This window comes from Fulvivirga sp. M361 (assembly GCF_007097395.1).
Classification (GTDB): Bacteria; Bacteroidota; Bacteroidia; order Cytophagales; family Cyclobacteriaceae; genus Fulvivirga.
On record NZ_VKDC01000023.1, the window covers coordinates 19,791 to 39,477 of the forward strand.

The 19,687-nt window shown below is 40.2% G+C and carries 13 protein-coding genes; 6 read left to right on the top strand and 7 right to left on the bottom strand.

What is annotated here, in order from left to right; translation table 11 throughout:
- Positions 1–111 precede the first annotated feature (111 nt).
- The 3 genes from FNH22_RS21530 to FNH22_RS21540 all read right to left on the bottom strand — a co-directional run bounded on the left by FNH22_RS21530 (position 112) and on the right by FNH22_RS21540 (position 5,462).
- Positions 112–2,628: a CHAT domain-containing protein gene (locus FNH22_RS21530; RefSeq protein ID WP_143400517.1), complete on the bottom strand. Its 2,517-nt coding sequence runs from the start codon at positions 2,626–2,628 to the stop codon at positions 112–114.
- Positions 2,625–3,587 carry a hypothetical protein gene (locus tag FNH22_RS21535; protein WP_143400518.1) on the bottom strand — a complete coding sequence of 321 codons (963 nt, stop codon included), beginning with the start codon at positions 3,585–3,587 and terminating at the stop codon, positions 2,625–2,627. Before FNH22_RS21535 ends, FNH22_RS21530 begins: the two co-directional genes overlap by 4 nt.
- Positions 3,588–3,773: 186 nt before the next feature.
- Positions 3,774–5,462, bottom strand: coding sequence for a sodium:alanine symporter family protein (locus FNH22_RS21540; protein WP_143400519.1), 1,689 nt, complete (start codon positions 5,460–5,462; stop codon positions 3,774–3,776).
- A 57-nt stretch (positions 5,463–5,519) separates the two neighbouring features.
- Between FNH22_RS21540 and FNH22_RS21545 the strand changes: the two genes are divergently transcribed.
- Complete coding sequence (locus tag FNH22_RS21545; RefSeq protein WP_143400520.1) at positions 5,520–7,490, top strand: adenylate/guanylate cyclase domain-containing protein; 1,971 nt, start codon at positions 5,520–5,522, stop codon at positions 7,488–7,490.
- Between the two features lie 19 nt (positions 7,491–7,509).
- Here the strand turns inward: FNH22_RS21545 and FNH22_RS21550 are convergent, their stop codons facing one another.
- Positions 7,510–8,010: a histidine phosphatase family protein gene (locus FNH22_RS21550; protein WP_143400521.1), complete on the bottom strand. Its 501-nt coding sequence runs from the start codon at positions 8,008–8,010 to the stop codon at positions 7,510–7,512.
- 137 nt (positions 8,011–8,147) lie between these two features.
- On the opposite strand from FNH22_RS21550, the gene topA reads away from it, so the two are divergent.
- The 3 genes from topA to FNH22_RS21565 all read left to right on the top strand — a co-directional run bounded on the left by topA (position 8,148) and on the right by FNH22_RS21565 (position 12,810).
- A complete protein-coding gene (topA, locus tag FNH22_RS21555) occupies positions 8,148–10,460 on the top strand; it encodes a type I DNA topoisomerase (protein ID WP_143400522.1) in 2,313 nt (770 codons plus the stop codon).
- A 120-nt stretch (positions 10,461–10,580) separates the two neighbouring features.
- Complete coding sequence (locus FNH22_RS21560) at positions 10,581–12,059, top strand: hypothetical protein (RefSeq protein ID WP_143400523.1); 1,479 nt, start codon at positions 10,581–10,583, stop codon at positions 12,057–12,059.
- A gap of 61 nt (positions 12,060–12,120) precedes the next feature.
- Positions 12,121–12,810: an NAD-dependent deacylase gene (locus FNH22_RS21565; RefSeq protein ID WP_143400524.1), complete on the top strand. Its 690-nt coding sequence runs from the start codon at positions 12,121–12,123 to the stop codon at positions 12,808–12,810.
- A 24-nt stretch (positions 12,811–12,834) separates the two neighbouring features.
- Here the strand turns inward: FNH22_RS21565 and FNH22_RS21570 are convergent, their stop codons facing one another.
- A complete protein-coding gene (locus tag FNH22_RS21570; protein ID WP_185154340.1) occupies positions 12,835–13,425 on the bottom strand; it encodes a TlpA disulfide reductase family protein in 591 nt (196 codons plus the stop codon).
- Positions 13,426–13,627: 202 nt separating this feature from the next.
- On the opposite strand from FNH22_RS21570, the gene FNH22_RS21575 reads away from it, so the two are divergent.
- Positions 13,628–15,868 carry a Tex family protein gene (locus FNH22_RS21575; RefSeq protein WP_143400525.1) on the top strand — a complete coding sequence of 747 codons (2,241 nt, stop codon included), beginning with the start codon at positions 13,628–13,630 and terminating at the stop codon, positions 15,866–15,868.
- A gap of 39 nt (positions 15,869–15,907) precedes the next feature.
- On the top strand, positions 15,908–17,725 hold the full coding sequence (locus tag FNH22_RS21580; protein ID WP_143400526.1) for a hypothetical protein: 1,818 nt from the start codon (positions 15,908–15,910) through the stop codon (positions 17,723–17,725).
- Positions 17,726–17,822: 97 nt separating this feature from the next.
- Here the strand turns inward: FNH22_RS21580 and FNH22_RS21585 are convergent, their stop codons facing one another.
- Together FNH22_RS21585 and FNH22_RS21590 are read right to left on the bottom strand one after the other, a co-directional pair.
- Entirely contained in the window at positions 17,823–18,275 is a 453-nt protein-coding gene (locus FNH22_RS21585; protein ID WP_143400527.1) for a hypothetical protein, read from the bottom strand.
- 39 nt (positions 18,276–18,314) lie between these two features.
- A complete protein-coding gene (locus tag FNH22_RS21590) occupies positions 18,315–19,547 on the bottom strand; it encodes a nucleoside recognition domain-containing protein (protein WP_143400528.1) in 1,233 nt (410 codons plus the stop codon).
- Between the last annotated feature and the right edge of the window lie 140 nt (positions 19,548–19,687).

Here is a 19,687-nt window from a genome sequence, read left to right on the forward strand (position 1 = left end):
TGAATTTTTGCCGATTGCTTGTTGCTGACTTCCGATCTTATTATTGGTTAACCGTTATGTTCATTGCAAATGATGATTGAAAAATAAAGGCAATGCAGCAGTGACTTGATACTAGTTTCCTATAAGAATAAAAGGGGCCCAGTAAAAAGGGTGTGCATATTCCGGGTTTTTGATCATATCCATCTTAGCCTGTTTGAGGGCCTTTCCAAAATGCCGGGAATCAATGTGATCATAAAAGTCTACCATAAGTTCAGCGGTTGAGTCATCCGAAACAGTCCATAAAGATACTACAAGGTTGTGTGCGCCTGCATAGATCAGAGCACGGCTCAAGCCTATAATACCTTCACCTTTAGAAATTTTACCCAAACCTGTTTCGCATGCAGACAGCGTGACCAGAGAGGCATTAAGTTGAAGGTTATAGATTTCGGCGGAATATAATTTCCCATCATCCTCACCGCCTGTACTTAAAAAAATCCTTGACTCTTCCGGACTGGATTCATCTACCACCCCGTGTGTAGCCATGTGCAGGAAATTATACTGATCAAGTGTGGTGCTTTTCACGTTTTTCTCGCTGGCTTCCGGGCCTACCAAAACATCTGGCTTGAAATCCTTTTTCTCGAGTACTTGTACTAACTCTTTGATTTCACGATCCGTGCCGGGGAGGTCCGGGAGTTCCTCGAAATTGACCGGCGCACACAATAGGGCACTGTTACCTTTAGGAGTAAAAGAAGTTGTACCGTTCTGATAGTATAACGCCAGTGCATATTGATAACTGATCGAATATCGGTTGATCAGGAAAGGGTAAGAGGAATAATCAACATTTTTAGGAGGTGTACTCAATAATGCTTCAAAAGGTACCACACCTAATTGACCGGAAGGCACTATTACGACATTTTGAGTGCCTTTTGGGAGTTTTTTAGGTATTAACGTTTTATAGAGCTGTGTGGCCGTAAGTTCATAGACACTTTCTTCCTTGAAATAAATGCTGTTACGCAGTCCATTGATGTATCTTTTGAAGTTTTCGTCTTGTGCCACATTAAACACTTCAAAATCATTTTTGCTTATCATAAAAGTGTAAATGCGTTTTGTTTCTTCGGCCAGGTAATAGCTTAATATTAATGTGTTATCGTCAAGCGTAGTTTGTAATTCACTTACCGTGGGCATACTTACATTGTATTTCAGATTGTAATAGTCCGGGTAATTGGTTTCCAGACGTTTTACAAAGCTTTCATAAGTACGGTTCAGTTCGAAAAGTTTTTTTTGCACACTTTCCATATCTTCATTCTGTTCGGAAAGCTTTCGTTCATAAAAAGTGATGTCAGACTTTAACTGGCTTTCCTTTTCAATTTCGCTTGTTGGTATGTTGGCATACGACTTGGCTGAAGCATCTGAAATAGCCTCTAATAATACAGCTGATTTGCTTTTTTCGGCAAAGTATAATGCCTGCTCAAAATACTGTCGCTTTTTAGCTGCTTCTTCTGTCATGGCTATGCATAACCCCACACCCATTTCATATACCAAGGCAGCGGACCGTCCTAATTCCAGTTTATCAGCTTCACTTGTCCTAAGCTGCCGGATATTATCGATCAGACTGTCACAAGTGTAAAGCGTTTGAAGACTCAGTTTTAAGTCCCCGAATTTCCTTGTTTTAACATAAAACTTATCCATCAAAGCCCTGGCCTTAAAGTAGAGTGTACTTAGCATATTATTGGCACTGAAAAAGTTCTTTGATGCCGGATTTTGATCAATATCAGGATCGTTGAAGCTGGGGGCGTTGGAGATCAACCCCTTTTGATAAAAGTCCAGGGATTTCTTAAAATCACCTGCTGCATTGTGATAGTTACCTATTTTTGTGTAGATATAGGCAGTTTCAGGGTGCTTCTCTCCATAATGCTTAATATATGTTTGCAGTGCTTTTTCAAAATAAGCCAGTGCATCATTTTGCTGTCCCATGGTAAGACTCGTTTCAGCCAGATAGTTATATATGATCCCTTCATTAGGATGACCTTCTGCATAAAGAGACTTCCATATAGCCAGTGCTTCATTCAAATTATTGACAGCATCCCCAAAAAACTCGATCTCAGCATAGATCAACGCTGTATTCAACAATGATTGAGCAACTTTCTGGTGCTGATCACCGTAAAGGCGACGATACACTTTAAGCGCCTTTTCATAATAATCAAGTGCTTCATCTGCATTAACAGAAGTGATTATTAAGCCAAGATCATTGAGTGAAGCGGCTGTGCGTTCGTCGTTCTCTCCGAAGGTTTCGAGACGAATGGCTAGCGCCCTTTCCAGAAAAGCCCTTGCTTTTTCTTTATTTCCTGTACTATTATAGGCGAGCCCCAGGTTATTAAGGCTGGCCGCAGCTTCCTCGGTGTCAGGTGCAGCATTTTTTAATGCTTTGTCGAAATATTTTTCGGCCAGGTCATAACGCCCCTTGCGCAAGTAGACCCTGCCTATTAGATTGTTGCAAGCAGACAGCGATGAAGGTGGGAGTGATTCAGTGAGCTTAAAAGCTTTTTCAATTTTACCTGACTGTAGCAGAGCGCTTAATTCCGAGCAATCCTGGCCTGGCAACTGACCAATTGTTATAAGACATAAAGTGGCGATATAAAAGAACCTCATTGGAACCGGACAGCGTAAGCAATTGAAATTACATCATCTCTTGTTAGCCCGTCAGGGTTAACGTCCCGGTCAGTTATCTTGAGTCCGTACATTAGTTTAACACTGTGCTGTGTATTAAAATGATAGGCTACATTCCCTATGGCTGTCAGCGCCATCCCGGTTGTTTTGTCTAATTTAATTCTTTCCCCCGCTGCATTGTCAATTTCATCTTTGGAAATTCTGAAAATAGGTAATACACCTAACCTAATATCCCATTTAGCGAAATGAAAAGCTCTTTCAGCACGTACCATAAAGTCCGTTCCTCGTTTCAAGTTAGTGGCTATGTCGTATTCTCTGATATACTCAGGGAAAGGATAATTAGGCCAGTGTGTAGGATCAAAAGAGTTTTCATTTTCAGTCAAAGCAAATTGAAAACCAGTAGCAAACATCCATTTTTTGCTGATGTAGGAGGCCCCTAAAACGAGATCGTAACTGCCTAAACTTGTTTGATAATACATGGGTAATGAACGTTCATCTACTCCATTGGTAAATTCTACATTAGATCCATCCTTTATATCAGATTGATTTGTAGGAATCTTACCTCCGATAGTCGCATTGATATGGTAGTTTTCCGTACTGTACATATTTCGTGTAAGACTGAAAGAAACATCTCCAAGGTCGGATGTTTTTCCCAGGCTACCATCTACCCACATGTAGGGTAACTTTAATTGTGCGGTCATTTTATCTGTAATGCCGAAATTAAAATCGAGTGTTGCGGCGTTAATGGTAGGCGTGAGCTTGGTGCTCCCTTGATAATAACTGACTTCGAGTTCTCTTAATTTGAAGTTGATGGCTTTGCTGTAGATTTGGCTGGGTCTCATGGCACCCATACTGCAAAAACCGGCATCACTACATCCCTGGCAAAAAACATAACTCGAACTCAGGCAGAGTAAAATGACCAGTAGTGTAAATCTTTTCATTGTGTTGGTTGACTAATAATTTTGGAAAAAAGTTCAATGACCGTTCATTCATCAACACTTAGGAACAGGGCAAAGACTTTAAACTCTATGGATACATCATTTAAACTTGCATGGTATATCGCGGGTAAAAGTAACCAGATAGTTAAAATATAATGCTTTATTTATTAAAAATCGGATGTTTTATGCCTAACTACTCAAATTACTTTTATTCGAAAAGTATTTAACAGTAGCTGTTCTGACTTTCGGCGAGAGCAATAATGTGGATATAATTGTCGGAATTGACATAACGGCAAATGCCCCGTCTATTAAGCTTATGATCGACGCAAGTGACGATGTTGCCCCTATCACTATGGTAGCGATATAAAAGTAATTATAGTAATGTGCCTTTTCTTCTCCGATCATATACCCCAGGCACCTGCTACCATACCAAGAATAGCTAAAAAGGGAGGTTACGGCAAAAAATAAAATACATACCAATAGAATGTAGCTGCCAAACCCGGGAAAAGAGCTTTCAAAGGCTTTAGCTGTTACAGTCACCCCCTGGCTCTGGTTTTCTTTGATGACAACATCAATAGTACCTTCGGTTATACTATGAGAAAGCTTTATGGGTAATGTACTTATAAGGTTTAGTGTACTGATAGAAATGCTGTCACCTGCATCAATACCAGCTACGTTAAGCAAAATACTATCTTTTTGCTGGACCAATGTTACAGGCACGGGAACACCTGAGATTTTACTGCTTAACTTTTGTCCTTCCTCCTGCTCCAGCGCCTGGATGGTGATACTGTGAATATTTTCGTTGATTTTATGATCTAACAGGATGAGGGGTTCTTTACCAATATCTATCTTTTTCTCCCATTGCCCGGTAGAGATGATGGTCAGGGCCGTTAACGTACATACAATAATGGTATCTATAAAAGGTCCTAGCATACCTACCAAACCTTCTCTGACAGGCTCGTCAGTTTTTGCCGCACCATGAGCTATAGGCGCGGTGCCAATACCGGCTTCATTTGAAAAAGCTGCTCTTCTTGAGCCTGCTATTATTATGGCACCCATGGAACCTCCCAGTACCGCATCTCCTGTAAAGGCGTCAGTGACAATCAGCCGTAACATTGTCGGCACTTCAGACAGGTTGAATATAAGGATGGTGATAACTATGAAAAAATAGAATACGACCATAATGGGTACGGTCTGGCTGGCTACAGCTGCAATTCTTTTCAAGCCTCCAAAGATCACTGCGGTTACTAATACCGTCAATGCCAGGCCAGTGTATAAGTCGGACATACGTGCAGTAGACCCTAAGAATTGAAAATAACCGCTTTCAATATGATTTGGTATGATTAGCACGTCCCGTATCACCTGGGTCAACTGGTTGGCTTGAAATATAGGTAAACAACCTATTGTACCGGCAATGCAAAAAAGGTAGGCTAATGGTTTCCAGTTCTTGTTCAATCCCTTATGAATGACATACATCGGTCCTCCATAGACCTTGTTATTATCGCTGGTGTGCCGGTACATAACAGCCAGCGTACAGGTAAAATATTTAGTAGCAATGCCTACAAGAGCACTTACCCACATCCAAAAAATAGCGCCAGGGCCTCCGGTAACCATGGCTACTGCCACACCACTGATGTTACCCATTCCAACCGTAGAGGCTAATTGTGTGGACAGGGCTTGATAATGATTGATCTGCCCTTTTTCATTGGGGTTATCATGCTTTCCTCTGAGTACATTAATAGCATGGAAAAAATATTGATATGGGATAAATCTGGAATAAAAGACGAAAAAGAGACCGCCGCCCATTAGAAGTATTAATAGTGGAATACCCCATATCCAATTAGCAAAACCTACAATAAGACTTTCTATATAGTTCAAAGTTTTTTTAATTTATCAAACCTTGCGAAGATATAAAGAATTAGAACTCAGAAAAAAATGAGTGATAGCTATTGGATGGATGGTCGTTTCCTTTACTTTTTCCTTTTGTTAGTTGTATTAGTAATGGTCGGCCCATATGTATGGTGTCAGACGCCTACGGAAATTGAGCGACTTGAGAAGGAGGTAAGTAAGACTTATGGCATAAATAAACTGGAAGGACTTACGCGCCTTGCCGCATACCATTTGGATTTAGATGATAAGAAGGCAGCAAAATATGCACGACAAGCCGTCAGTTTGTCAGAGACTGTTTTTTCGGAGGAAAATGTGCTTGTGCCTGAAAATGAAAGACCACTGAAGACCAACGCCTTGTTTTACCTTGGTAAAGCCTTATATAATCAGGAAAAGTATAGCCAGGCTAGAAGTAGTGCAAAGGCGGCCTATGAGGATGCGCAACTGCTCGAAAATGTTGAGTTGATGGATCAGTCACTTACACTCTTAGATAAAATCGACGCTATCGAACCTCCCAAAAGTGGTTTTATTCAGCGAACGTTAAAACCACTGAATATTGGATCGAAAATCAATGCGGCATCCTCTGATCTCAGGATATCAACCATATTAAAAATGGGTAGGATGTATGAGAAAAAGGGAAATTATTCAAAGGCGGTAGAGCAGTACACAAAAGCAATTAATTTTTTACGGAACAAAGGGGATGCAACTGAAATTGCCCGGCTACAAACAAAAATAGCTGAACTTAATAAAGCTGATGGAAAATATAGCGAGGCACTGGCATTTTACCAGATCTCAACTGAAAACTATGAAAAACTCGGTGATACGCTTTCTGCCAGGGAGTCCAAACAGGGATTGGAAGAGATTTTTGAGGAAATACAAACGCTTCAGCCGCAAGCGACAGAACAGTCAACAAGTATGACTACTGTACAAGAAATGCCATCGGTCAAAGACCAACCGGAAGTAGAAAGAAATGATATCATAGAGACGGCAGACCGTTACAGAACGCTTGCGATGGAATTTGAGCAAAAGGAAGATTATGATCAGTCATTGAAATACTATAAGCTTTATGCGGACCTGAATACACGTTTGGTAGAAGAGGAGAGGCGTCAGGCTATGGACTCCATTGAATTACAAAACAAAGCACAACAAATCAGGTTGTTGGTCCAGGAGAACGATCTTGGTGAAATGGAACTGTATCAGAAAAATGCTGAACTGGATCGTCAAGAGTCTTTTAAGCAAAGCCTGTTGCTGGGCTTAATAGTGTTATCGATTCTGGCAGCCATGTTTTACTGGCTTTTTTTGTCTAAACGTCGTGCTCATAAACGACTGAAGATGACTTATCTAAATCTGGAAACCACTAAAACCCAATTAGCATCTGCAGAGAAGAAGATAAAAAAATTACTTGGGCAACAGGTATCTGATGAAATTGCCAACGCTTTACTATCAGAAGACCAGGAGGTAAAAAATATTAGCAAATTCGTATGTGTCATGTTTCTTGATATTCGTGACTTTACACCGTTTGCCGAAAAGAAAAAACCAGAAGAGATCATCGCTTATCAAAATGATGTATTTGGCTTTATGATCGAAATAGTTTCAAAGTATCATGGTGTGATCAACCAATTTATGGGAGATGGTTTTATGGCTACTTTCGGGGCTCCGGTTTCTCATGGGAATGACATTCAAAATGCTTTTTCAGCCGCAGCCGAGATTTTAAAGGAGGTAAACGAGCGCAGCAACTCAGGCAGGATAGCCAAAACAAAGGTAGGAATAGGTCTGCATGCCGGCCAGGTAGTAGCGGGTAATGTGGGTACGGAAATAAGGAAACAGTATTCTATTACCGGTAATACGGTGATTACAGCTGCCAGGATAGAGCAACTCAATAAAACATACAAGTCACAGTTATTAATTTCTGAAACTGTGGCAAAAGGTATAGAAAATAGCAATTTGCAATATGAAGAATGCATAGAAACCACTGTGAAAGGTCGGGAGAAGCCGATTAAAATATATAAAGTAGCCTGAAACGTTATTCACTTCAATATTAAAAATTGAGTGAATCAGGGAATTCGTAGCTCACTAATTTTCCTGTACCCTCTGAAACCTGTTTCCAGGAATCCATATCAAATGCTATTTTCACCACACCACAGGTGGTTATATTGCCGATTTCATCATTGGTCAGATATTCTGATACATAAGTAATGGAAGGGTTATGTCCTACGATCAACACCGTGCTCCATTCATCTTTCAGTTGGTTGACGACCTGTAACAATGTTCTGGGTGATGCTTCATACACTTCCTCATTCACATGTATTTTATTGGTATCATAACGAATTTGTTCAGCCACCAATGATGCCGTAGTCTTAGCTCTAACCGCCGGGCTGGTAATAATGATGTCAAAATGAACATTATTCTTTTCGAAATTTATGCCCATCCGGGTTGAATTCTGCAATCCTACAGAGTTTAGCTCTCTTTGAAGGTCTTGCTGTTCAGCCGTTTTTTCTGCTGCTCGGGCGTGTCTTAGAAGAAAGAGTGTTTTTTCCATAGTAAAAATTGTCAGTGCAAGTAGTCGGGTATTCGTCAGAATAACAAATGTCAGTTGATTATTTAAGCAGTCCGCATAATTTTATTCTTAAATTTTTTCTTGATATTTGAATTTTTCATACGATCAGCACAAAGCGAATGGCAAAGAATTTAGTGATAGTAGAATCACCCGCAAAGGCTAAGACCATAGAAGGGTATTTGGGAAAGGATTATAAAGTGACCTCCAGTTATGGCCATGTTCGGGACTTGCCGAAGGGTGATAAGGCCATTGATAAAGAGAATGGATTTAAACCGACGTATGAAATAACGGCTGATAAAAAAACGGTTATTAAGGAACTCAAAAAATTGTCCAAAGACGCGGAGGTTATTTACCTTGCGAGTGATGATGACCGTGAAGGAGAAGCTATTTCATGGCATTTAAAGGAGGCTTTGGATCTTGAGGATACTAAAACCCGGCGCATCGTTTTTAGAGAGATCACTAAAAATGCAATTGACAATGCTATCAAAAGTCCAAGGGGCATAGATTTAGACCTCGTAAATGCTCAGCAAGCAAGAAGAGTGCTGGACAGATTAGTAGGCTTTGAGCTTTCACCTATTTTGTGGAAAAAGATTAAAACGGGCCTGTCAGCCGGAAGGGTTCAGTCTGTAGCTGTACGGTTAGTGGTAGAGAGAGAAAGAGCAATTGATAAATTCGAGGCTAAATCGTCCTACAAAATAACAGCTTTGTTCAACTTGGGGGATGGTAAAGAGCTGAATGCAGAGCTCAGTAGTAAGTTTGCAACGGAAGAAGAAGCCATAGCTTTTTTGGAAGCATGTAAAGGCGCTGAATTTTCGATAGAAGACTTACAGAAAAAGCCAACAAAAAAATCTCCTGCAGCACCTTTTACTACTTCTACATTGCAGCAGGAGGCAAGTAGAAAACTTGGTTTTTCCGTAGCCCAGACCATGTCAATCGCTCAAAAATTATATGAGGGTGGTATAATTTCATACATGAGGACAGATTCGGTAAACCTGTCTGATGAAGCTGTCAATGGCGCTGTTAAGCAGATAAAATCAGGTTACGGAGAAGAATATGTAAACGTTAGGCATTACAAAACCAAGTCTTCCTCTGCGCAGGAAGCTCACGAAGCTATTCGACCTACCAACTTTGGAGTTACAGAGCCTTCTGCCGACAGAAATGGCGTCAGGCTTTATGAATTGATATGGAAAAGAGCCATTGCCAGTCAGATGGCTGATGCTCAAATAGAAAAAACTACAGCGCAAATAGGTATATCTACAGTAGACAAAAAACTTACTGCTACGGGTGAGGTGATCAAGTTTGATGGGTTTTTGTCAGTATACCTTGAATCAACAGACGATGAGGATGAGGAGGAACAGAAAGGCATGCTACCACCTTTACAGATAGGACAGGTGTTGGATTTAAACTTTATGAAGGCCCGTCAAGGGTTTTCAAGGCCTCCTGCGCGTTTTACTGAGGCAAGCCTGGTAAAACAGTTGGAAGAAATGGGAATTGGCCGTCCTTCTACTTATGCACCTACCATATCTACTATCCAGAAAAGGAATTACGTAGAGAAAGAATTCCGGGAAGGTAAGGAACGACAATATGCTTCCATTACACTGCGTAAAGGTGAGATAAAAAAAGAAGTGCTTACCGAAATTACTGGTACTGAGAAAAATAAACTGTTTCCTACCAATATTGCAATGGTAGTTAATGACTTCTTGGTAGATCACTTTCCCAATGTGACTAACTTTGGCTTTACTGCTGAAGTGGAGAAAGAGTTTGATGAAATTGCGCAGGGCTCCAAGCCATGGGATAAGATGATTGAAGATTTCTATGGTGATTTTCACACCAAAGTAGAAACCACGGAGAATATTGAGCGATCAGAAGTGCCAAGTTCACGGGAACTTGGCATAGACCCTAAAACAGGCAAAAAAGTAGTGGCACGGCTAGGCAGGTTCGGGCCGCTGGTGCAGTTAGGAGAAGAAGAAGAGGGAGAAGAAAAACCGAAATATGCCAGTTTGAGAACAGGGCAGTTTATCGAAAACATCACGCTGGAAGATGCGTTGGAGTTATTCAAATTACCGAGAGAAATAGGAGAGTTTGAAGATAAAGTCATGCAGGCGGCTATTGGACGTTTTGGACCATATGTCAAGCACGACGGTAAGTTTGTCTCCATTCCAAAAACAGATGATCCTTACACTATCACCGCTGAAAGGGCTACAGAACTGATTCTGGCCAAACGTGAAGCCGATGCCAATAAATATATAAAAGTGTTTGAGGAAAACCCGGACATTCAGGTGCTTAATGGTCGTTATGGTCCCTATATAAAAGCAGGGAAAAAGAATGTCAAGATACCTAAAGATAAAGAAGCCGCTGAACTGACCCTTGAAGAATGCCTGGAATTAGCAGAAAAGGCTCCGGAAAAAAAAGGTAGAGGTAGAAAGAGTTAGTGCTCTATTCGATAGGTTGGATAGCAGGTCATCCTGTTTCAATTACTCAAGTGAATTTTTTTCAGTGTCACTGATAAAAGTGACAAATGTATTTCATTAAGCGTTATATTTATACTCTTAATGAAATACCTCCTATATATTACACTATTCCTGGTTGCAGTCAACGCTGCAGGCGCTCAATCTTTTGACAAACTCCCTGAAGAGTATCGTCAAAAAATAGAGAAGATCAAGAGCAAAAAAAGGCAGCTAAGAAAGTACGAAAAATACCTTAGAAAGACTTACGGGGAAAAACAAAGCTCCTCCCTTGATTCACTGAAAAACAAACCTGGAAATCATTCTATAGATAGTTCACAAAAGGTGATTACTGTGCCTGGTAAAGTGAGTGATGAGGTTGTCTCAGGCCAGGACATATCTTTGCCGGAAAGCACACAAAGGAGATTGCTTGACACCGTTTCTGACTCATTAAACAGGCAGGTAGGACTACCACCAGGTTTCAAAGCTGATTCATTAACAGTAAAACGAGCCAAGGATCAATTAAAGGCTAATTCAAAGACGGAATTGGATAAACATGCCGGAATCAATCTTCCCGGTGTCTCACTGGATTCTACGCTTACAGAAACACTGGGTACAGAGACTAAAGTCAGGTCAAAAGCGCTGTTAGAGGATGAACTTGAAACAGACCTACCTGATGTCTCCTTAGATTCCACGTTAACTGATACAATAGCTAAAGAGGTTAAAATCAAATCAAAAGAAGTTTTGGAAGACCAAACCGGTGTGCAAATACCCGATATCTCATTGGACTCAGCCGGAAGAGCAAATATGACCCGACAAATCGAGAGTGAGGCTGGTGAAATATTGAAGAATACAGCAGGGTTTGACGAGTTAGGTGACCAGGGTGAATTGGGCAAGCTGGAGGACTATAAAAGCCAGCTGGAGAATACGCAACAAGAGTTGAAGCAAGCCATGGCTAAAAGGCAGCTTAAAGAAAAAATGACTTCACATGCCAAAGAGTATATCTCAAAGCATGCAGATAAAATACAGCAAGTTCAATCTAAAATGAGTGACCTGAAGAAAAAATATAGTTATGTGCCCAACAGCAATGACCTGAGTACAGCGAAAAAAAGAACTTCTCTGAAGGATGAACCATTGGGAAAAAGACTGGTATTAGGAGGTAACTTTAACGTTAGCAGAACAAATCCAATACATATTGACCTTTCACCAGTAGTCGGGTATAAAATTAATAAGCTATTTGAGGTGGGTGTTACAGGTGTTTATCGCGCACGGGTTGAAGGTAGCAAAAGTGGAGTAGGGGCAAGTGAGAAAAGTGTTTATGGATATAGTCTTTTCGTTAATCATATGGTATTTAGAAATTTCTTTGGATACCTGGAGGGTGAGAATCTAAGCAGAGTGATACAGGAGCAAGATCAGGAGAAACGTGTGTGGGACCAAACTTTATTGTTGGGTATCGGACGTAAATTTAATGTGGCCAAGTGGTTAGAGATGCAGGCTATCATTACATACAACTTTTTACATGACAACCAGAACGGTGTTTATGATAACCCTATTGTGTTCAAAACAGGTATAAGGATCAAGAAATAACAGGTAGGTATGCCAGAACCTGTGGAGCTTAAGGGGCATATTACGTTTACATTTAGCAGAAATGAAAAAAATAGCAGTTTTGACAGGTGCCGGAGTGAGTGCTGAAAGTGGAATAGCCACTTTTAGGGATGCAGATGGGTTATGGGAAGGACACGATGTAATGGAGGTGGCATCTCCCGAAGGCTGGCGCAGAAATCCGGAGTTAGTGTTAGAGTTTTACAATCAACGTAGAAAAGCGGCACTGAATGCGAAACCGAATAAAGCACATATAGGACTCGCTGAACTGGAAGACCATTTTGACGTCACTATCATTACCCAAAACGTAGATGAATTGCATGAACAAGCAGGGTCTTCTAATGTAATCCACCTTCATGGAAAGTTATTCGAATCACGTAGTACGGCAGACCCTTCTTTAATCTACTCCATGGATTCCTGGCAGTTAAATATTGGAGACCTTTGTGAGAAAGGATCACAACTTCGGCCTAACATTGTCTGGTTTGGTGAGATGGTACCAATGATTGAAGTTGCGGCTCAGTTAGTTTCCGGGTGTGATTTTTTTGTGGTAGCGGGCACATCACTTTTAGTTTATCCTGCGGCTAGTTTGATTGATTACGTGGCGCCTGAAATATCCAAATACCTTATCGATCCAAAAATACCTGATATGGGTCATTACACCAATCTCACGCTAATAGAAGATAAGGCTACTTCAGGGGTAGAGAAGTTGAAAACGGCTCTTATACAACAGAAATAGAATACAAGGAAAGATTCTCTTTGATCAATCAGTAGAAGCAGTTTGCTTGTTTAAGAATTTCAAAAAAGACTTCTTGTCATAGTTAGCCATGCCTACCTTTTTTGAAACAATTTTGCCTTCTTTTGAAATGACGTAAGTGGTAGGTATAGAAGGTGCTCTGAAGACATCGGGAACCTTGCTTGCAGCTGTGTAGACCGGGAATGTATATTTTTTTCGATCTATAAATTTTTTGGCTTTTGCAGATTTTTTATCCATTGAAAGCATGATGAAAATAATGTCGTCATTATCAATTTTATCATAAAGGCTTTGTATGCTGGGCATTTCAGCAATACAAGGGGGGCACCAACTGGCCCAAACATTCAGAAAAATCACTTTATTTTTAAACTCTGATAGACTCACCACATTTCCTTCCAGGTCCTGAAGTTTGAAGTTGTAGTCTACGTCTTCTTTTTCTTCTATGCTAAGTTCAGTATCAGGTGCTATTAGTCCGGTAGAAAGTATGATACGCTGAGCAAAAGCAGCCACTTCCGTATGTAATCCCGATAAGTAAAGGGTGAGGAAAAGAACGACTATGATCCCCCAGCTCTTTAATTCTTTGATTATTTTTTGCTTCATAGTATAACAAAGGTAAAGCTTAACAAGCGAAATGAATGTCTAAAGGTGGACATTTCATTGGATTTCAGTGCGTTTATGGTCATTTCAAAAAACAACTTTCCTTTTGCTTCTTTGCTTACAATTTGTCCGGCAATCTATGGATTCATAGATGAAGGATAGTAAGTTTGCGGTTATTTCAAAAAAGCATAATCAGGTTAATTGAATGAAAGATAACATTAATAGAATTGCGTCAGAATTTGGTTTGAAAACCTCTCATGTGGTATCGGTGGTAAAGCTTTTAGATGAAGGGGCTACCGTTCCTTTTATTTCCAGATACCGGAAAGAAATTACCGGTAGTATGGATGAAGTGGCTGTAGCTTCTGTACGTGACCGGATCATTCAGTTAAGAGACCTTGATAAAAGAAGAGAAGCTATTCTCAAGTCTATTGAAAAGCAGGAAAAGCTAACCCCGGAATTGGAAGCGCAGATTGAGAAGGCAGAAACATTAGCGGAGTTAGAAGATATTTACCTGCCATATAAACCTAAAAGAAAGACCAGGGCGTCTATGGCGAGAGAAAAGGGGCTGGAACCTCTTGCCAAGCTTGTTTATGAACAAAAGATTATTGATTTGAATGCAGAGGCAGCACGTTTCATCAATACTGAAAAAGAAGTCACTTCGATAGACGATGCATTAAACGGTGCCAGAGACATTATTGCAGAGTGGATCAATGAAAACCAGGAGAGTCGTAAGGTGATGCGTAAACTTTTTGAGTCAGAAGCATCAATTGCGTCGAAAGTAATTAAAGGGAAGGAGCAGGAAGGTCAGAAGTTCAAGGACTACTTCGATTGGGCAGAGCCGATCCGCAAAACACCATCACACCGCTTACTTGCTATGCGAAGAGGCGAGAAGGAAATGTTTCTGACGTTGGATATTGCGCCGGATGAAGATCATGCCATCAGTATGCTTGAAAGACGATTTGTGCACGGAGTTGGTAGTGCAGCTGATCAGGTTAAGTTAGCTGTGTCAGATGCTTATAAGCGTTTGCTCAAACCTTCAATGGAAACAGAAATCAGATTGCTTTCTAAAGCAAATGCCGATGAAGAGGCTATAAAAGTATTTTCTGAAAACTTAAGGCAATTACTATTGACAGCGCCACTGGGGCAAAAAAGAGTACTTGCGATCGACCCTGGTTTTCGTACAGGGTGTAAGGTCGTAGTACTTGATGAACAAGGTAAATTATTGGTGAATGATACTATTTACCCCAATGAACCTCAAAAAAAAGTGGCGGCCTCTGCTCAAAGTATAAAACACCTTTGTGAAGCATATGATGTGGAAGCTATTGCTATTGGCAATGGTACAGCAAGTCGGGAAACAGAGAGTTTCGTAAAAGGGATTGGTCTTTCTAAGGCTGTACAGCTATTGATGGTTAATGAAAGCGGTGCGTCTGTTTATTCGGCTTCTGAGGTGGCGCGGGAAGAGTTTCCTGATTACGATGTTACCGTACGCGGAGCAGTGTCAATTGGGCGAAGGTTAATGGACCCTTTGGCTGAACTGGTTAAAATTGACCCTAAATCCATAGGAGTAGGCCAGTACCAACATGATGTTGACCAGAGTTCTTTGAAAAAGGGGTTGGACGATATTGTTATGAGTTGTGTGAATTCGGTAGGAGTGGAGCTTAACACCGCCAGTAAAGAATTACTGTCTTATGTATCCGGCCTCGGGCCTCAGCTTGCTAAAGGTATTGTAGATTATAGAAATGAAAACGGACCCTTCAAAGACCGGAAATCTATTACCAACGTAGCCCGACTGGGAGAGAAGGCTTTTGAACAGGCTGCTGGTTTTTTACGTATTCGGGATGCTGAGAACCCCCTGGATAGATCTGCAGTCCATCCGGAAAGCTATGCTATTGTAGCAAAAATGGCCAGGGATCTAAACTGTTCTATTCAGGACCTGGTTCGTGACTCCTCGCTCAGATCAAGAGTGAATTTGAAAGAATATGTGAGTGAAACGGTAGGGTTACCTACACTAAACGATATTATGAAAGAACTGGACAAGCCTGGCAGGGACCCCCGGCAGGCCTTTGAAGTCTTCCAATTTCAAGAAGGTGTGAATACCATGAGCGATTTACAGATAGGAATGAAACTCCCTGGACTAGTTACAAATGTAACAAACTTTGGTGCGTTTGTTGACATTGGAGTACATCAGGACGGTTTGGTACACATAAGCCACTTGTCTGACAGCTTTGTAAAAGACCCGGCAGCATTAGTAAGTGTTCAGCAAAAAGTACAGGTGACTGTAGTTGAAGTAGATATCAATAGAAAGAGGATTGCATTATCTATGAAAAGCGACCCTTTTGGAAAACAGCCGACCAGACCAACCCGATCAAAGAAAAGTGATAATTCCAATCAAGGTGGTGACCTCCAGGAGAAGCTCCAAATTCTTAAGGGACGTTTTAACAACTAACTTAAAATTAGTACATTGCAATTTGAGTAAATGGTCTATATGAAAAAAAGGCTTCTTCTTTTCCTGGTATTTATAAGTTCGTTCAGTTCAGAATTAATGGCACAAAAAGTCAAGTATAAGGACTTATATCCTCTACTTGAATCCAGCCAGTATGAGCTGGCTATACCGCTGTTGAGAAATTACCTTACAGATGCAAAAGGTGCTCTTAATACAAATGCCAATGTACAACTGGCAGTTTATATGGAGCAGCAGGCGATGAAAAGTGACGTATTGAAAGAACCTCAGACCGTAATACATTTTACAGACACAGCCATCACCTATTATCGGAAATCGCGTGGTTTGCTTACGGAAAAAGAGTTGAAAAAAAACGATACATATTATGCTCAATATGAAAGGAGAGATGTAAGGACAGGTAAGGTAGGCGTGAAGCTTTCTGATATACAATACCAATGGGATAAAAAGATTGAGTCACTCACTCGTAGAAACACCTTGATTGTAGAGCTTCAAGGTTACCTTGAAAGAGCAGTAAGCGCTTATGCAAGGGCTCAGGAAGACTTTCAAAAAATTAAAAACGATTTTCCTACGGAAAAGGCGCTCTATTTAAAGGCGAGTGAAATATTGGAAGTAAAACTGGATAGCATTAATAAAAACGCAAACAAAGCTATTATCAATGCGGGTAAGGTTAAGACTGTTCTGGACGATATTGAAAAAGCCGGATATGACCCGATAATCAATCTGATGCCACTGGAAAGTTATGAAAAAGATGGTATCACTGCGGCTGATTTTACCTCTGATAAGATAGATCTTTGGGATTATGAGAAATGGATAGATTTAGTAGAAAAGGAAATCACAGAAAAAATATATCCACTGCGTGCAGAGCTTGTGACCTATGATGAAGCTTTAGTGAAGTTAAAAGATAGATTGATCAGTAGCTTTGTTGCCACTGCAGATTTGATAAAAGGTCATGAAGATCTGGCGAAACGTTTAATGAAAATAGATCCTGATCCGCTTCCCATCCGTATTTTTGATGTTAAAGAAAGTGAAATAACTTACCTGTCCGAATTGATGATCCACAGCGATTATGAGGATAGTGTGGACCTGGACTACAGGGTAGCAGTATTGCAGAAAAAACTTGAGAAATTAAGTGCTTACGATAGTTTGGTTAAAAGCCTGGCCAATTTTAATTGGAAAGGAGAGTCGGAGTATTATCAACAATTCGTGTCAAATTCATTTGATGGGAAAGACGGGTTGGCACAGTTTGTTAGTGTTCAGGAAAGTTATACAAATGATGAGCTTAAGAAACAAAAAAATGAATTGGAAAGTATCACCGAACGGTCTAAATGGTTGATTGATGAAGTAGACTCCATCCCGTTATTTGAAATTGATTCAATTATGCCAAATCTTACTACCCAATACTTGCCTATGGTTATAGAGCAAAATTTTACCACCGGATTGCGTTTAGTTTCTCCGGATTCTGTAAAAGGATATTTTTCACTGATCACAAAGTCTAAGGAGCCTAAGAGTAAGGTGTATTTTCAAGTTAGAAAAGAATATATGCAGGAAACTTACTTTACCGATTTAAAGGGTATTGTAACCAAGGATGACTCCGAGCAGGTTTTCCATTTGATGTTTTATGCACCTATGCCTGAACAGGAAACTTACCTGGCTGACTTGTGTAAAGTCTACGCCTCAGACGGTCTGGCCTGGGAGACGAGCTTTGTTTTAGATACTTCACCTAAATCACTTGAAGTAGGCAGCGACGGGAATGTGGTCATTGATTATGACCTTGAAAACTATCAAGGAGATAAAGCGTTACCCGATCAAATAGTATTTGATAAAAAGGGCAAGGTGCAGTAGTGGGATAGAGGGATTGTATTCAATAAAAAAGGCTGGATTAATGATCAGGTAATGATTAATCCAACCTTTTTTACTCAAAGGTGTTTAAGAAAAAGTTCTAACCTATAAGTTTTTTCCAATCTTTAAATCTGAGATTAATACGGTTTTTCATGTATTCGTAATTATCCCATGTGTCTTTTACATGATAAATGGAAGGTAGTTTCTTGACCAACTCTTCATCGTAATCAGTTCGGTATAATCCACCACCGTAATAGTAATATGTGAACATATTACCCTGTTTGTTGAATAATTCATAACCCAGATAACCATCCCAAATCTCACTCAGAATAGTACATGAGATCTCTCTTCTTTTAAATCTGAAAATCTGTACCTCAGCCTCATCTTCAAAATACTCCGAATATAGATTGTTGTCTATAATCCAGCCTAAGTACATTCCTATATGGACGTAAGCCTGTTCTATTGGCAAGTTATCTGGAAAATTGCCAAGAAAGTGTGTCTTGGCATTGTCATAAATGGTTTTTTGGATTTCTGTTTTTTTGTCTACACTCATCAAAAGTTGTCTTTAGCTGCGAAATATAGGAATTCGGTCTTAATGAAAAAACATATAACCAAAAAATATTGCTGCAATTATGCCTGCCAGATCTGCTATCAAACCTGCTTTTACGGCGTATCGGATCTTTTTAATATTGACTGATCCAAAATATACAGTAAGTATGTAGAAGGTAGTCTCTGTAGCTCCTCTGAACATACTTGACAAGCGCCCTGTAAAAGAGTCAGCACCATAGGTTTTCATTGTTTCCACCATCATACCCTTGGCAGCGCCTCCACTCAATGGTTTCATAATAGCCGTGGGAAGCGCATCAATAAAATCAGTGTTAAAGCCGGTGGCGCCAACAATCATTTTAATGCCTTCTATAAGAAAGTCCATGGCACCGGATGCCCTGAATACTCCAATACCCACAAGTATAGCAATAAGGAAAGGAATGATCTTCACCGCAATTTGAAAGCCTTCTTTTGCTCCGTCAATAAAAGTGTCGTAAAGGTTGATCTTATTCCGCAGGCCAAGCAGCAAAAAAGATATGATCAAAGAAAAAATAATAAGTGTACTGGCTACTGAAGAGACATGCTGTAATTCGGTTTGTGACAGTGTCGAAAAATAGTAAACTACGGCCGATATAAACAAGGTAAATCCACCCAAATAGCTTAAAATAATTTTATCGAACAGATTGATCTTTTGATAAATGGCGACTGTAATCAGGCCCACAAAACTGGAGCAGAAAGTAGCTAATAATAAAGGGACGAATACATCTGTCGGGTTGGCTGCTCCAAGTAGGGAACGATCCAGCATGATGGATATAGGTATGATGGTGAGTCCTGATGTGTTCAATACCAGGAACATGATCATACCGTTGGAAGCTGTGTCCTTGTCTGAGTTAAGTTCCTGCATTTCTTTCATGGCTTTTAGCCCTAACGGTGTGGCGGCATTGTCAAGGCCTAATATGTTCGCCGAGAAGTTCATGATGATGGCCCCGTTGGCAGGATGGTCTTTTGGTATTTCGGGAAACAAGCGACTGAAAAAAGGTCCGATCAGTTTTGAAAGTATACGCACCATGCCACCTTCTTCCCCTATCTTCATTAGCCCTAACCATAATGACATAACTCCTGTCAAATAGAGCGATATTTCAAAGCCTGTTTTTGACATGTCAAAAGTGGAGGTAACAATGTCCGGAAATACATTTAAGTCCTTGAAAACTATTAATTTGATCAATGCAGTGACAAAAGCAATAAGGAAAAACGCCAGCCATATATAATTCAGTACCATATTCTTTAATTTCTACTTGTAAGTTGAGTAATTATGTCAGATTATTACAGTATTGTATTGATTATGAGTAACTAATGTGGTAAAAGTAGGTTGTTATACGTAGAGAGAAATACGTTATTTTTCTTATAACCCAACAAAGA